Below are 15,479 nucleotides of genomic sequence, written 5' to 3'. Positions count from 1 at the left end.
GTAGTAAAAACAGAAGGGTATAACAACCAAGAATTTGTTGGCGCAGGTTTAGCTTTTTATGAGTTTAGTTTTACTTTTAAAGCAGAAGTACCTTTTGAGTTTGAAGGCTGGAGCAATGGTATAGATTTACGGAAGGTAGATTCTACACTTTTAAAACAAAAAATTATTAGTTACTACAAAATGTATCAAAAAATTTATGAAGAAGAAAATGTAGACAAATATTTTAGTATTAATTTTAATAATACTGTTCGCAAGGTAACTACAAGCTATTACGCACATAAAGTTCATGATGGAGATCAAATTTTTGAAGAATTAAAAAAACAATTTTTAAATAGTTTAATGAAAAAAAATAAAGATTTCCTTACTTTAAAAGATTACGAATTAGCATTTTATGGAAATGGAAGAATAGCAACCTTAAAACAATCTAGTTCATTTGAGATAGATCAAAGATTTAGAGGTAAGCCAGCTTTACATTTTTTATACCAGAATGAAGGAGAGGAATTTAGAAGAATGATTTCTCCGTATATATATTTGTATATGGATAAAGACAACTACACGGGTAAAGATGAAGACATACAGTTAGAAATGATAAAATAATATGCTTAAAAAAATATTTTTCTATAGTTGGTTTTTAGTGTTTTGGGTGAGCTGCGTCTGTAATTACTAAATTAAACAATAAACAAAAAAGCTACCTAATTACTAGGTAGCTTTTTTTGTTATATAAGGTTTTAATCTAATCAAAAATAGACCAAGAAGATTTACCTGGCTTATCTTTTTTAATTACAGAATCTTCACTAATAACAATATTATCTTTACGTTGTCCTATATATTCTAGAGCACTCATTTTATTAAACAGCCTATCTATTATAGATATAAACTCGCCCAATACCTCAACAGTTTCAATAATATTTATATGGTTGTAGCGGTTGTTTAATACATCTTCAATTTTAGAATTAAAATTAGAAGGCTTAACATCTGTCCACTCAAAATAATATTGTAACAATTCTTCTCTTTCTTTTTCATCCATAATACTTAAAGATGTAGAAAACTGATTGGCTAAAATTGATATTTGTTTTGCTAAAAAAATTGGAGATTCTTGTGATACAACTTCCTTTAAATAGTAAATACTTTGACCATAAAACTGATTAAAATCATTACACAACAAAAAAGTGTTTTCTGCTAAACGGTTTATTCTTTTATGGTTTCTGTTCTTTTTAATTATTAAAATAGAGTTTTTCCTCATTCTTAATAATACCTGTATAAGATCTACCCTAAACTTTTCTAAAGCATCATTATAAGCTACTTTTTTTACAGGTGGTATATAAGATTCATTTAAAGAAAAAATGCCTTGTTCAGACTTTATTTCACCTACTACAATAAAATTACCTTCTAAAAAATGTGTGTTTATTTGATTTACAGGAACAACATCTAATGTTATTTTAGGCAATGCATATGGGTGATGTAATGGAACTACCTCTGGGTCTGGCTGCCCTACAGGTATTAACTCAAACGGACTAATAGATACTATTACATAATAGGTATGGATTGAAGCATCTTCTGCTTCGCTAAAATTAATAACTTTTTTAGGTGTATTATCTTCACCATAAAGCCCATGGTAATATAAAATTTTATATCCGTTTTTAGTAATTGCATTACAAGACTTAAGACTTACTGCTATGCTACTACCCGTGTCTGATGACAACTCTAAATCTAAAGCACTAAAATTACTGTCTATTGCTTGTAAAATACCAAAATCAAAGTTTTTTTGACCGCTAGAATTATAATCTTTAATAGTTTCTAGTACACTATAATATTGTTTAAAAAAATGTTTCTCTGATAGCTTAACTCCATCTGTCCAGTTAATGGGTAAGTTTTGTATTTTATTCGTTTTCATCTTCTTTTATTTTTATACGTCTAACAAAGATTGTCTGCGTGTTGGTAATGTTATTTTCGGCCCCTGTTTTTTCTGCATCTAAAACGCGAGTAAATAATGGAAATTTAAACCACTTAGTGGTGTAAAAAATCCACCCCATTTCATCACCACTTTCATCTTCTGTTTTTATAACATCTTGCGGAAACCTAACATTTTGATCTTCTATAAACCTATTAAACCATTTTCCTAAAATAACCTCTGTAGGCAGTTTTACCATAAATGATGAATACTCTTTATCTATAGGAGACCTTTTAACCTTAACCGTTACTTGTATAAGCGTAAAAGTATCTATCTTATCCCAATACAAATCACTATTTGTATCATGCTCTACTCGCCAAGACTTAAAAAATGGTGGCGATATTTTTAAAAAAGAATCTCTTGCTATTACATAAAACAAGGGTACTAAAAACCACAATACAGAAGACATTGCCCAAATTGAATATGGCAACCCACTTAGCAGCTTAAAAATTAAATAATAAACCCATGCCGTTAAAATTACAATTGCAAAGATTACAATTAAAAAGTAGGTCTTATTACCATCTTTTTCTATTAAACCAAAAGAATCAAATGTTTTAGTTTTTGTATAAAAAACCATACCAATTCCTAAAAACAAATACGTTAATGCAGTTATTAATAAACCACCCCAAACAAACTCGTACCTTAACAAGGCAAACAAGGATGGTAAAATTAGTATTAGTAATGATATTAGTATAAAAAAGATAACCTTTTTTATACGTAACTTCTTTTTAATTTTAGAAAACTTAAGTACTAAAATTAAAAAAACCACCAATAAAGGGGCTAGTAAATATTTTAAAAAAAATGTAATTAATGTATCCATTTCATCTGTATTTTATATCCTTAACATTAATTTAAATAAGTGTCATAACCTAAATATTTGTTATTTAAAGCAAAATCTAACTTACCCGTTAAATGGTAAGTTACAAATATTTCTCTGTTTGAAATAATTAAAAAACTCAAAATTGTTTTAACATTATCAATGTTTTTTAAAAGGGTATTATAGTTATTTATAGGCTTATCTAACAGTATGCAAGCAGTGATATCATCTACTTCACTTCTTACTTTTCCGTGTAAACCAAAATCTATACCCAACAAACTATTTCCTAGGCTATTATAAGGAATTTGGTCAAAAATTTTAGGCGTATATTTTAATTCTATTTTAAAATCTAGCACTTCATAAATTAGATCTTCAATAACGGGAAGATTTTCTTTTAATTGCTCAGAATTGCATAATTTAAAGAACAGCTTAAATAATTTTACTTTAGGTATTTCTAAATTAGCATCTAAACATTTTTGTACAATTCTAAAAAGATTTTCATTAGCGCTATCATCTGTTAAAAAGTTAAGATGACGATTTACAATTTTTGAACTTTCTTTAAAAAGATCGGTATCAAAAGCCTGAAAAAAGTTTATATTTCTAACTTCTCTTCTTTTATTTTCTTTTATAGCTTCTACTATCTCTTTATTACTCATTGATGGTGTACTAATAACCAATGGATGAAATAAAATCTCTGGAAGCTGATGGTAAATACTGTTTCTGCTTAAGTGTAAAACTAAAAACTCTTTGTACTTATTAGTTATACTTTTGTATAAAGTTGTTACGTCTAAGATATCTTTAGATAACGCGCGGCTGTTCATGCCACTGTTTTCTACTATAAGCATCTCATCTAAATCTTTATTTAAAATAAACTTTAATTCTTCATAAAAAACTTCTGCTACAAAATCTGCTGTATCATTTCTTTTTAAGGAGTCTATGTCAAATTCATCTTCTAACATTTATCCCAAATTAATTGTTCTTCACTATAGTTTAGGATTATTTTATCGCCAGCAACTATTTGCTCAGAAATAATAAATTTAGAAACTACTTTTTTAATATAATTTCTAATTACACCACCAATTGGTCTTGCCCCGTATTTTTTGGAGTATCCTTTATGCGCAAGAAAAGCTAAAGCATCCTCTGATAATTCTAAAGAAATATCTTTTTGATCTAAAAGTTGTTTTTGCAGGTTTGCAAAGTGTAATTTAAAAATATCTTTTGCTATTTTTTCATTAATAGGAGAAAATGGAACTACTTCTGTTAACCTTCCTAAAAATTCTGGTCTAAAGTGCTTACTCATCACCTCTATTAATTGGTTAGATGATGGCTTTGTCCCCTGCTCTATTTGTTCTGCGATCCATTGGCTACCAATGTTAGAGGTAAATATTATAATGGCATTAGAAAAATCTCCACTTCTTCCTAATTTATCATGTATTGTACCTTCATCCATAATTTGAAGAAAAACGTCATAAACAGAACTATGAGCTTTTTCTATTTCATCAAAAAGTACAACCGAATATGGTTTTTGTCTAATTTTATTCACTAGCATACCCCCTTCTTCATACCCAACGTAACCTGGAGGTGCGCCATATAGTAATGCAGCAGAATGTTCTTCTTTAAATTCTGACATATCAAACCTAATCATAGCCGTTTCATCATCAAACAATAACTCCGCTAAAGACTTGGTAAGCTCTGTTTTACCGGTTCCTGTTGGCCCTAAAAAGAAAAAGGACCCAATTGGTTGTTTAGGATTGCCTAGTCCACTTCTAGATTCTATAATGGCATCGGACAATGTTTGTATGGCACTTTCTTGACCTTTAACTCGCTCTTGAAGTTTATCTTCTATACCTAATATTTTTTCTTTCTCTTCTGCTTGTATTTTTCCTAAAGGAATACCAGATATATCTGCTACAATAGATTCTATTTCTGTAGATTTAATTACATCTATTTTTTCTGATGCAATCTCTTCTAAAATAGCTAACAACTTATGTAACTTCTCCAAACTATCTGCTATAGAATCGTCTTCTAAAAGAACTAAATTATCTACTACTTTAGCCGTTAAGACAACACTTATTTTCTTAAAAATTGTTTTAAAGAGTAACTCTAAATCACCTTTTACAACAACCTCACTCTCCTCTATCTTCTTTAATGACTCTTTAAATTTCTCAACTTCTTTTTGAGCGTTTTTATTACTCATTTTTACAGCCGCTAAAGTCCTATCTAACAAATCTATTGCGCCATAAGGCAGTTTGTTTTCTTTAAAATATCTTTTAGATAATTTTATGGTTTCTTTTAGAGCTTCATCAGAAATTTTTATATCATAGATACCTTGCAATCTGGTTTGGTGTTTTTCTAAACACTTTAGCAGTAAAAAATGATCTAATTCTTCTAAAAAAACCATTTCTAACTTACTATTAATAGGATGTTTTTCTATATTCTTTCTGTAAGCATCGGAGGTAATTGTAAATACTAAATTTGTTGAGCCTTCTGCTAACTGAGCACTTAAAATATTTGTTACTAAGCTAGATTTACCAGATGTATTTTCTAATAAAATCTGAAGATCATCTATAACCAAAACTGTTTGGGTTTCTAATTTGTGTAGTTTTTCAAAAAGTTCAACAATTTTTTTAGAAATCTCATTCTCAGAACCACAACTAGCCAATAGCTTAGATACATTTAAACCAAATACCAATGAATTTCTTATGGCTTCATCTTCATTATTTGCTAACTCAGAAACAAAAGATTTTACAACTGCTGTTTTACCAACACCAGAATCTCCAATTAATAAGGTTCCTTTATTTTCAGATCGTTCTAAATTTTCTAAAATAGATCTAACCTCTTTTTCTCTACCTATTATTAGAGAGCCTTCTTTTGTTATTTTTTCAGTTTTAAGATTTACAGAAAATGGTGTAGAAGATACTACTTGGTTTTCTGCCTCTGAGCCAGACAATAGGTTTAATTTTGGTACGTTGTATTGGCTTAGCACATCATTTTCATTAACCCCTAAGGAGTCTAATTGAGTTTTAGAATAGACAACACCTTCTCTAATAACTGCCGTAAAAACACAAATAGGATCTATAAAATCTGTTCCTAATTTTATTTTAGACCGTATAGCGTCTTCCAGTACTATTTGCACTTCACCATCTTGCATTGTTTCTTCATCAAAATCTGTGGTAGGTGTATACATTTCTCTCCTAACCTCAAACCACTCTGCTATATACCCAATATCTTTACCAAGGCTTTCTAAAATTTCTTTAAGACCAGTAGGCTCTATAAGCATTGCCATAACTAAATGAGCTACACCAAAAGAAATGTGTTTTTCATTATTAGCTTTATGTTTGGCCATTTTTATAGCCGAAATTAATCCTTGACTAAAATCTAATTCTTTCATAATTATTACTGAATTACTACTTTATATGGAATGTTACTGATTGACTTACTTGTCAATTCATTTTCAAAATAAACACCTAACCTACTTAAATCTTGTTTGGATGAAAATAATGTGTTTAATGTAATTAAAACATCTGTTGTTCTTATTATTCCTTTTTTCTTTTCTTTAGAGATTTGGGCTCCAGGTTGTATTTGTATATTAGACACGTAGTTCCCTATTTGTTGGTTTATATAACTTTTTACATCTGCCGCAGAAACTATACGTTCTTTTGTTAATAAACCATACCTCAAACTATCTACCTGTTCTCTTTCTCCCTTTCTAATTTTACCGCCAACAGTGGTTGTTAGCAAGCGAGTTTTTTTCATATCAAACTCATTAGTTGCATATTGATTAAAGGTACTTTGCTCGTTAAAATTATTTGCTAAATCTGCATTACTTGTCCAGTATTCTATCTCATAATTTGTAGCGTCCGGGAAAGGGTATGTTAATAAAAATGTACTTTCTGACATATCTATATCCTTTACTTTTTCTACAGCTTTTTGCTCTAAAACGTCTAACTGTTTTATAAGTTCTTCTAAATAAGTATCTAGTTTTTCAGGATTCATTGCCGCATAGGCATTACCTTCTTCTCTAATAGATTGTGTAACCTTGTTTATTAGCACTTTTGCACTTCTTGTGTCAAATTTTTCTATATCTCCAAAATAGAGGGAGTACGTACCATTTCTTTTATTTTCATAATCGTTTAAAATATTTTTTAAATATTTTCCATTATCATCTTGAACAGATTTAACATTTAAAAAATAGTTTTTATGCTCTGTTGGAAGTGATACTATTCTTCCGTTTTTATTATAATTATGCTGTTTATAAACTCGTTGTCTATTCACTACAGGAACGGTATTAAGAGAAACATTAAACTGCTGTATTTTTTCTTTATCAAAAATTTCTGGCAGTTTTACTTTTATCCAAAAAAGGCCTTGATCATAATCTAAGTCCTCTACTTCCTTTTTGGAGAACGGAAATAACTGAGTTAGAGATTTTTTGATGTGTGTATTACCAGCTAAATCTAACGTATAAAAATAGTCTTTATAAAAAGTGCTTATTTCTTCAAAATAATGTGTCTCATCTAGCTCATTAGAGTCAAAATTCAGTTTAGAACACTTAACATTTACCCTATTTTCACCAGTAATAGACATTGTATTTAAAAGTGGATATAAACTTAAATCATCCATCAATACGGTGATAGACAAATGGTCTAGTTTATGAAGCTTTTCTTGGTCTATTTCTATTCCTAACCATAGTGTATTGTCTTCTACTCTGTTTTCTGCATCAAAAAACGTATTACTACCAGATTCTTTGTTTGCATACTGTACCAACTGCGTATTGTACAACTTATACTTTACAGCTGCATCATGTATGGTACTATTTACTAAAGGTGTAAAAAAAACACTTAAATTTTCTTTACCATAACTACTCGTATTTACATAAAAATGGTTTTCTGGAGTAACTGTATACACCTCTTCATTTGGGTACATTAACATTAGAGCATGCGCTGGCATTGGAGACGACCATTTACTACTTAATAAAATCCTAGACAGTCTATGAAGTAATTGTGTGTCAGACAATTTAATTTCTTGATGTAACTTTGCCTTTTCATACGCAAAAACATCAATTAAAAGATCTATTAATGGGTCTATACTATTCGCCTCTTTTATACCCCATAATTCCATAGAGCGTTCTAACATCCTTTTTTTCAATGTTAAAAATGTTTGGTCTCTCATATTAATTTATTGGGATAAAGGACTTATATATATTAAGGTATTAAAATTAAAATCCATATCGTTTTCTAATAATTTTGCTTTTACAGAGATTTGTGATTTTCTGCGTATTTGTGTATTTTCAGGAGAAGTCAAATTATCATCTACCTCGGACAAAACAACGGATACTTTAATATCTTTTAATCTAAATTCATATTTTTTTATGGCTTCAGTTAAAGAATTCTCTACCCGCTCTTCCCAATCTTTAATGCGTACTAACTGACTAAATTCTAGTTCCCAAATTTGTGAACCAAAGTCATCTCTACCTACAACTTCTCCGTATCTAGAGGTAATCATCATCATTATATGTTGTGCAATAGACTCAACTTTAGAACATCGATCTGCACTTTTATTTGTTAAAATTTCAGAAAAATCTATTGGCAACTTCAAATAGTTCATAAGTTTTATATCTTTATCAGTAATATCTTACTCTTATACTTACACTGTTTTAAACAAATATAATTTTATTGTTTTAAATAAAATAGGTATATTCATATTAAAATTATAAAAAACTAGATAACATTAATAAAAAAATTAGACTATATGGCAATGTATAATTATGGTATTGGAGGTAATGAGGTGAAGTTAGATGTGAACGAATCTATAGCGGACATCCCTTCTAACAGAACTCTATTGGTTCAAAAACTAACTGATGAAGCGCCTGTTTCACCAGAAGCAATACATGGTTTACAAACAGTAGAGCAAGTTTTTGAAAAATTTTCTCCATCTGTAAAATTAGAACACCAAGATGAAAACGGCAGTGAAATAAATGAGGTAATGAACTTTAAAAACATTGGAGATTTTGATTCTAAAAAAATTAAAGAGAACAGTGAGTTTTTAAGCAAATTAGATATAGAAAAAGAACAAAATGTAAAAATTTCTCGTCAATTATCTTCTAACAGAGCCCTTTTGAAAGCTTTAGACAATCCAGACACTAAAAATGCACTTATTCAAATTTTAGAAGATTCTATTTCTGAAATTAAAAATGCAGAAAAATAACGATCAAAAAAATAAATAATGGCAGAAAAGACTCAAACAAGTAAATCTATAGCTACACAAACAAAGCAAGCTGAAACAGTAGATTTATCAGCTTCAATAGATTTATTAAAAGAATTTGGTGGTTTTTCTTTTTTAGAAAATGTAATTGATGGGTACACTAACCTTAACCCTAACAGAAAAGCAAGAAGAAATATATTTTTAACAGACGACCAATGGGAGTCTGAACGTAAAAATTTAATTAACAGATTAACTGTTTGGTTGGATCTTTTAAAGAGCAACAAAAACAGTGAAGAAATGCGCGACATTGCTAAGGAAAAAGCACTTAAAGTAGGAGAAGTCCTAAATGCTAATCTTAAGCAAGCTTTAAAAAAAACTAAGGAACTTGAAACTTCTTACAGGTCACTAGCACATTTCTATAAAAATACCGAAAGCGACAAGGTTAAAAACGTAACCATTGTTAACGCTAGTATGGATCAATTAAAAGATTTAGACAACCCTTATTTTATAGATTATATAGGTAACGAGCTAAAACAAAACTATGATAGATTAGATTTAAGACAAAACTATTCTTTATTAGTTATACCTGGATATTTGGGTACTAATTCTATTCTAGACAAGTGGTCTAAAATAGCTTTTGATAATAAAACCGTATTACTAACAGATTTTCAAGATTTAGAAACACCGGATGATGTTGTAGATCTTTTCTTTAACTCTAACCATACTGGTGCAGATGCTTATAAGTCTAATACTCTAATGACTTGCAACTGGTTATTAGGAAGAAAAAAGGATGACATTGTTGGCGAAGAAGACAACTTATATGTTCCTCCTTCTTCTGCTCTAGCAGGTAAAATATACAGCACGCTAATGTCACAAGTAGTAGCTGGTAAAAAATTTGGTGGAATTAACGAGGTAGAAAGTGTACGTTTTGATCTTAAAAAGAGTGAAATCTCTGAATTGGAAAAAATGGGTCTTGTACCAATGGTTAACGAGTATAGTAAGGTTATGGCTTTCTCTGCAAAAACACTTTTTAACGGAGATAACTTAGGTTTACAAACATATTCTGTAGTTCGCGTATTTGATTATATAACTAAGGTTTTATTTGACTTCTTAAACAGAAGAGCTTTTGAAAACTGGACTACTAGAACAGAGTCTGATTTAAGAAGCCAAATTGTTAAGTTCTTAGATAGTATTCACGGACCAACAAAACTTATTGAGAAATTTAAGGTAATGAAAATAGAGCAAGACCCTAACCAAAAAGATAGAGTCTTAATAGATCTTCATATTACACCATACTTTCCAGCAAAGAGTTTTGTAATACAATTAGATGGTCACAAAGGAGATGGCCCAGAAGAAGCTGTTTGGCATAGTGAGTACAACCAACAATAATAATTTATTAAACATACTAAGAAATGGTCTTTATAAAAGACCATTTCTTATTTAATACATCCTAAAATATCTGAAATTTAGCTCTAAAATAGTAACTCTAAATCTATTTAACACACTCCCCTTTTCTGCTAAATTTTGTTTTCCACAAAAAACACACTGAATACAGTGAACATTATTTGCTGTTAATTACCTGCAAACAGTAAAATTTTAAACTACAGTAAAAACAGACAAAAAAAACTGTTTTTTATGTAAATTTTATAGGAAAATTTAAATATCTTGGTCAAAAATATATACAATATTTAGCACAGATAATTAATTTAAAGCTACTTACTAAAAGTATAATATATGCGACGTAATTACCATAGAAAATTATTTTAAAGCCTTAGTTCTAAAATAATTTTTATTGACATAAGAAAAAACTGCATAAAAAATTAAGCCTTACAGTATATAATATTATTAAAACAACGATACTATAGCAGATAAAATAAGGCGAATACAAAAACAAATTTAACCCCATAAAATGGGTCAATTTTAAATACAAAAATTATTTAATGAAACCATTAAATTACATTAAGAGAAGAAAACAAATTTTAAAATTCTCTTTATACTTTAGTTTATTAATACTAGTGTTATTGGTATGTGGTTCTTTCACCTTAAACACAGCTACAAAAGGAATTACACTTCTTAACGAAAAAAAAGCGAGCTACGATGCTATTTTTAATAAACAAGCACAACTTAACTATCAGTTAGAGGATATTTATAAGAATTTAAATAGTTTAAAAAATAAAAAAAGAACATTAACAGAACATAAGGAAATGCAAAAACTTATTTCTGATACGCGTTTAAGCTTAGAAAAAGAAATCAATATCAATAAACAAGATGCTAAACATTACGAGTTATACCAAAAACTATTTACACACTTAGAAGAAATACAATCTGTAATGGATGTATACAAAAAAGAAGAGAGTAAAAGAATACACAATATTGACCAGCTAGAAAAATGCAAACGAAAATATCAAGAAATAAACTCTAACCAATTTAATTAACTATGCAACTAAATGAAAATTCTTGGCGGAAAATTAGATTCACTTTATTTTTCTCTTGGGTAGTAGGCATCCTATTTGTAATAATTGTCAATTTTTTTATTTCGGTGCCTGTTTTAGAGAGCAAAGAGATCATGAGCGACATTAGAAATTCTGAAGAAATTTTAAGTGCTCAAAAAAAGTACATTACACAAGTTGTTGCCTTACATGATACTATTAAAACTATAGAGTTTGATATTAATCAGGTACAAAGAATAGATGGCATTAAGAGAGATATTTATGCCTTGGAAGACATTTATAAAATAAATAACAAAAACAACAAATACAGTTTTGGACAGCAATCTTCAAGAATATTAAAAATATACTTTGATATTAATGAGGCCTTGAACAAATCTTTAAAGAATAACCAACTGATAGAAAAGAACCTAAATGAATGTAAAGCAAATATATAGACATGAATAACAAAAATAAAATTATATTATTGAGTGTACTTCTACTCATTTCTTTAGTAGTTATCATTTTAAGTTTTTATCCTTTTAACTCTGAGTTAAAAAATTTAGACTTCTATGTTTTTGATTCTAATGACAACAGTCATTATGAACAAAATGAAGAATTAGATTTTTTCTTAAATGACACAGCTGTAGTAAAAGACAAAAAGTTAGTATGGCACTTTGGCAACGGAGACACACTAAAACGCAACCTAGAGGTAAAATATAAATACAAAGAACCTGGCAAATACTTAGTCACTGTAGACATTGATAAAAACCAAACACTGTCTAAGTACATTAAAGTAATATCTGTTAAAGAGCGCAAGGTTATAGACTCTATACCTAAACTTTTTGGCCCAGATGAAGGCTACACAGGAGAAGAATTAATATTTACATCTCAAGGACCGGGCATAGAAACTTGGTACTGGGAATTTGGCGAGTCAGGAACTGTAGATGCTTATGAGAAACAAAATGTATATGTATACTCAGAACCTGGCACTTATGACGTAAAACTTACTACCAACACTACGGAATATCCAATATATCATAAAATAAAAATACTTCCTCGTTTTGAGAAGTTAGATGTAATGGTTACAGTAGATTCTCTTTCTTTAGCAGAAAATGACATTAAAAAACACCTACAAGCCATTGCAGATGCAGACGTATCAGACAGAAGCACTTTTAATGAACAGTTTAAGTATTTAAAAAATAAATACACCTGCAATAACGCCAATGAAGTTGTAATTGTAATTAACAATAGTAAGTATAACGATTTCTACAGCTATTGCCAAGGTCTGCATTATTTAGATGGTAAACGCAACAAAAAGATAAGCATCAATAGTATAGAACTCGAGACGTATAAATGTATTAAAAGAATTAATGTAACTCAAAGCATGTTAGAATGAAAAATAACCAACTAAAAAAAATAGTACCATTTATAATCACTTTTCTATCTGTATTGCTTTTTAATGTTATTCATGCACAAGTATTTAAATACGAGAAAATTGAACGCGTAAGTGATCATAGTTTTAATTATCCTGACACCGATAGCGATACAGAAAACTTAAAACTTAAAAAAGATAAATCTATACTCGTAGTATATTCAGACAGGAGTAGCAATACCTCTTACACTAACAGCTACGGACAATTTAAAAAGGGATCGCAACCATTTTTAGAACCTTATTTTGTAATAAGCGATAAAAACAATGCATACGAAGTTGTTTTAGCCGACTCTACCTTAATTGGCAAACCTAAAAGTATGTTTTCTTTTTTATTCAACAGAAAACGTCATTTTACAGATACTAAAGGGTTAAATTATATTGGCTGGGTATCTAAAAAAAACACCCTACAACATAAAAATTCTATTATTAGTAAAATAAACAATAGGCCTTTAAAGTATAAAATAGGGATTAGTAAAACTGCTGGACTATACAAGCTAAACAAGGCATTTACTGGCGATAGCCTTTTGGTATATGAAGATCCATTTTTTAATAAGCCTTTAGCCAAAAAATTACTTTTAAACCAAACCGTTTACCCGTATAAGTATAACGATACTGGTAATGCCGTTCTTATTTCTAACGCCCCAAGTATTAACGGCGTTGAAACTAATATTATGGGTTGGGTACCAACAGATTTAATTTCACCTATTGGGCAAGGTCATGTGTACAATTTAGCAGAACAAAAAAAATCTGTAAACATAAAAGACACTACTAATATTACCATATCACAACAAGGTATTTACTCTAGCTACTTTTATAATGAAGACCTTAACAACCCAAATGAACCAGCGAGCTACACGGCTAGTATTCCTTTTTATATTTGGGATCAGAACGAGAATAAATTAATAAATGTAAAAGGTAATAATGTTTTAATTACTGATGCAGATAGATTAGAAAAAGAAAGCAAAACAGTTAATTTTCATTTTATTTTTAATGTAGATGAAAAAGAGAGTATTAAACCTTTAATTAATTCATTACAAAATATAGGTTTATTTTTTCCGCAGCATGAAGATTTAAAGTTTACATTTTCTGCTGTTAGCAGAAGTAAAAATAAGTCTTACGTACTGCCTAAAACTACATCTTTTACGAGTTGGATAACTTTTATTCAAAATATACTAGAAGAAAAGCCACTACATAAAAAAGCAATAACAAAAGACTATTTAACCTTAAACCAAGCAATAGAAACCTCTTTAGCCACAAGCTACAAGACAAGTAATAGTTTTGAAAATAACTTTTTTATTATAGCAGGTAGCACAGGTAATTACAACCTAGATAAGCAAGACTATTTAATTGAAAAAATGGCCTTGAAATCTTCAAAATTATTATTTGTACAGTTGCAAAATCGTTCTAATGAAAGTAGTCAAAACAATTTACTACTTGCCAAAGAAATATTATCTAATGCATCTAACAACTATAACTCTTATATAGAAAATTATATTATAGACAACAACTTAACCATTAGTAAAAACAGTTTAAAAAGTATTGAGGCAGAAAACAGTAATATCTATATCTATGACGCACCAAATAATAGTTTATTTAATGGTGGTATTATTTTCCCTAGTATAAATATGGATATAGAGCCAAAAGCCTTAACCACCGCTTTAGACACCATATTAGTTAATACTATTAACACAAATAACAAGTTAATAACATCTTTAAATAATTACAAAAGCAAACTTGGAGTTTTAAAATCTAAACCGTCTAAATTTTTAAGGACCATTTTTAATTACGATAGTTTACAGATAAGCTTAATAGACAAGAGCAACCCTAACGATGTTTTTTACAAGAAGACAAATTTAGACAAAGCCAATATTACCTCATTACAAAAAGGCTATCATATGAGCAGAGTAGAAATAGTAGAACTTATTGAAAATTACAGAGATCTATTACCTCGCTTTCCAGAATCTAAACTTGCTGCATTAAAAAAGGAAATGGAATCGTACACAAATGCAGATGATTACATACACCCAGAAAAAGATACTTTAACAAGAAGAGAAAAAAGAATACTAAAAAGAACTTACAGAAGAGAAATTAGAGGCATTAATAAAGTCTTTAAAAGAAATGTAATTTACAGAGACGATAAATTATCTCAGTTATTCTTTTTTAAAACAGGTATAAAAGTAGATCCTACATTTGGCAAGTACAAAAGTTTAAAGGTAAAATCGAAATCTGCTATGCAAAACGGATTTCACAAATTCTACATACAAAATCGTAATAAAGTAGATCTTTTAGAAAAGAAATTTTTAGATAATGATCTGGAAAAAGTAAACAAAAACACTTATTTTATTCCTGAATATTTATTGCTTTAATAAGTACACTAAAAACACAAATTATTCCCCAAATAGAATCTTTGGGGAATTTATAAAAAAATATGTATCACGACTTAAAAACACCAAAACTTAAGTTTAATTACAGTAAGTTAATAAGTTAAATGACGGATAAATACGATTAAATACATTCATTTTTCCTAATTAAATAATTATTTAAAAACTATATTATATGTTATAACACTTGTTTTTGTAAGCCTTTACTCTTTTAAACTAACATTAAATTCGTGTTAAAAAAAAGAATAAAATTTTGTAACTTAATATT

Annotated in this window: 13 protein-coding genes; 7 read left to right on the top strand and 6 right to left on the bottom strand. The window is 29.0% G+C overall.

The window, feature by feature from the left end:
* Positions 1-597: hypothetical protein (locus tag M4I21_RS03980; RefSeq protein WP_249557821.1), on the top strand; the 597-nt coding region annotated here is incomplete at its 5' end.
* Positions 598-733: 136 nt separating this feature from the next.
* On the opposite strand, the gene M4I21_RS03975 is transcribed toward M4I21_RS03980, so the two are convergent.
* The 6 genes from M4I21_RS03975 to M4I21_RS03950 are packed head-to-tail and all read right to left on the bottom strand — an operon-like array spanning position 734 to position 8,372.
* On the bottom strand, positions 734-1,894 hold the full coding sequence (locus tag M4I21_RS03975; RefSeq protein WP_249557819.1) for a hypothetical protein: 1,161 nt from the start codon (positions 1,892-1,894) through the stop codon (positions 734-736).
* Positions 1,881-2,771, bottom strand: coding sequence for a TssN family type VI secretion system protein (locus tag M4I21_RS03970; RefSeq protein WP_249557817.1), 891 nt, complete (start codon positions 2,769-2,771; stop codon positions 1,881-1,883). The genes M4I21_RS03975 and M4I21_RS03970 overlap by 14 nt, the downstream gene beginning before the upstream one ends.
* Before the next feature lie 26 nt (positions 2,772-2,797).
* Complete coding sequence (locus M4I21_RS03965) at positions 2,798-3,727, bottom strand: hypothetical protein (RefSeq protein ID WP_249557815.1); 930 nt, start codon at positions 3,725-3,727, stop codon at positions 2,798-2,800.
* On the bottom strand, positions 3,721-6,159 hold the full coding sequence (locus M4I21_RS03960) for an AAA family ATPase (RefSeq protein ID WP_249557813.1): 2,439 nt from the start codon (positions 6,157-6,159) through the stop codon (positions 3,721-3,723). The genes M4I21_RS03965 and M4I21_RS03960 overlap by 7 nt, the downstream gene beginning before the upstream one ends.
* A 5-nt stretch (positions 6,160-6,164) precedes the next feature.
* The gene (locus tag M4I21_RS03955) at positions 6,165-7,913 is read right to left on the bottom strand and encodes a hypothetical protein (protein ID WP_249557811.1); all 1,749 of its coding nucleotides are present in this window, start codon (positions 7,911-7,913) and stop codon (positions 6,165-6,167) included.
* A gap of 30 nt (positions 7,914-7,943) precedes the next feature.
* A complete protein-coding gene (locus M4I21_RS03950) occupies positions 7,944-8,372 on the bottom strand; it encodes a GPW/gp25 family protein (protein WP_249557809.1) in 429 nt (142 codons plus the stop codon).
* A 144-nt stretch (positions 8,373-8,516) separates the two neighbouring features.
* Here M4I21_RS03950 and M4I21_RS03945 point away from each other — a divergent pair, with 144 nt between their 5' ends.
* From M4I21_RS03945 to tssR, 6 genes are all read left to right on the top strand, one after another.
* Positions 8,517-8,972, top strand: coding sequence for a hypothetical protein (locus M4I21_RS03945; protein WP_249557803.1), 456 nt, complete (start codon positions 8,517-8,519; stop codon positions 8,970-8,972).
* An 18-nt stretch (positions 8,973-8,990) separates the two neighbouring features.
* Complete coding sequence (locus M4I21_RS03940) at positions 8,991-10,358, top strand: DUF5458 family protein (RefSeq protein WP_249557801.1); 1,368 nt, start codon at positions 8,991-8,993, stop codon at positions 10,356-10,358.
* Positions 10,359-10,909: 551 nt separating this feature from the next.
* Positions 10,910-11,404, top strand: a complete 495-nt coding sequence (tssO, locus tag M4I21_RS03935) for a type VI secretion system TssO (protein WP_249557799.1) — start codon at positions 10,910-10,912, stop codon at positions 11,402-11,404.
* 2 nt (positions 11,405-11,406) lie between these two features.
* On the top strand, positions 11,407-11,853 hold the full coding sequence (gene tssO, locus M4I21_RS03930; protein WP_249557797.1) for a type VI secretion system TssO: 447 nt from the start codon (positions 11,407-11,409) through the stop codon (positions 11,851-11,853).
* 29 nt (positions 11,854-11,882) lie between these two features.
* Positions 11,883-12,794 (top strand): PKD domain-containing protein, encoded by a 912-nt coding sequence (locus M4I21_RS03925; RefSeq protein ID WP_249557795.1) that lies wholly within the window; start codon positions 11,883-11,885, stop codon positions 12,792-12,794.
* Positions 12,791-15,196: a type VI secretion system protein TssR domain-containing protein gene (gene tssR, locus M4I21_RS03920; protein WP_249557794.1), complete on the top strand. Its 2,406-nt coding sequence runs from the start codon at positions 12,791-12,793 to the stop codon at positions 15,194-15,196. The genes M4I21_RS03925 and tssR overlap by 4 nt, the downstream gene beginning before the upstream one ends.
* Positions 15,197-15,479: the final 283 nt, after the last annotated feature.

The sequence above is a fragment of the Cellulophaga sp. 20_2_10 genome, assembly GCF_023476645.1.
Classification (GTDB): domain Bacteria; phylum Bacteroidota; class Bacteroidia; order Flavobacteriales; family Flavobacteriaceae; genus Cellulophaga.
Note: the sequence above shows the minus strand (reverse complement) of the source record. Positions and strands in the feature narration are given on the sequence as shown.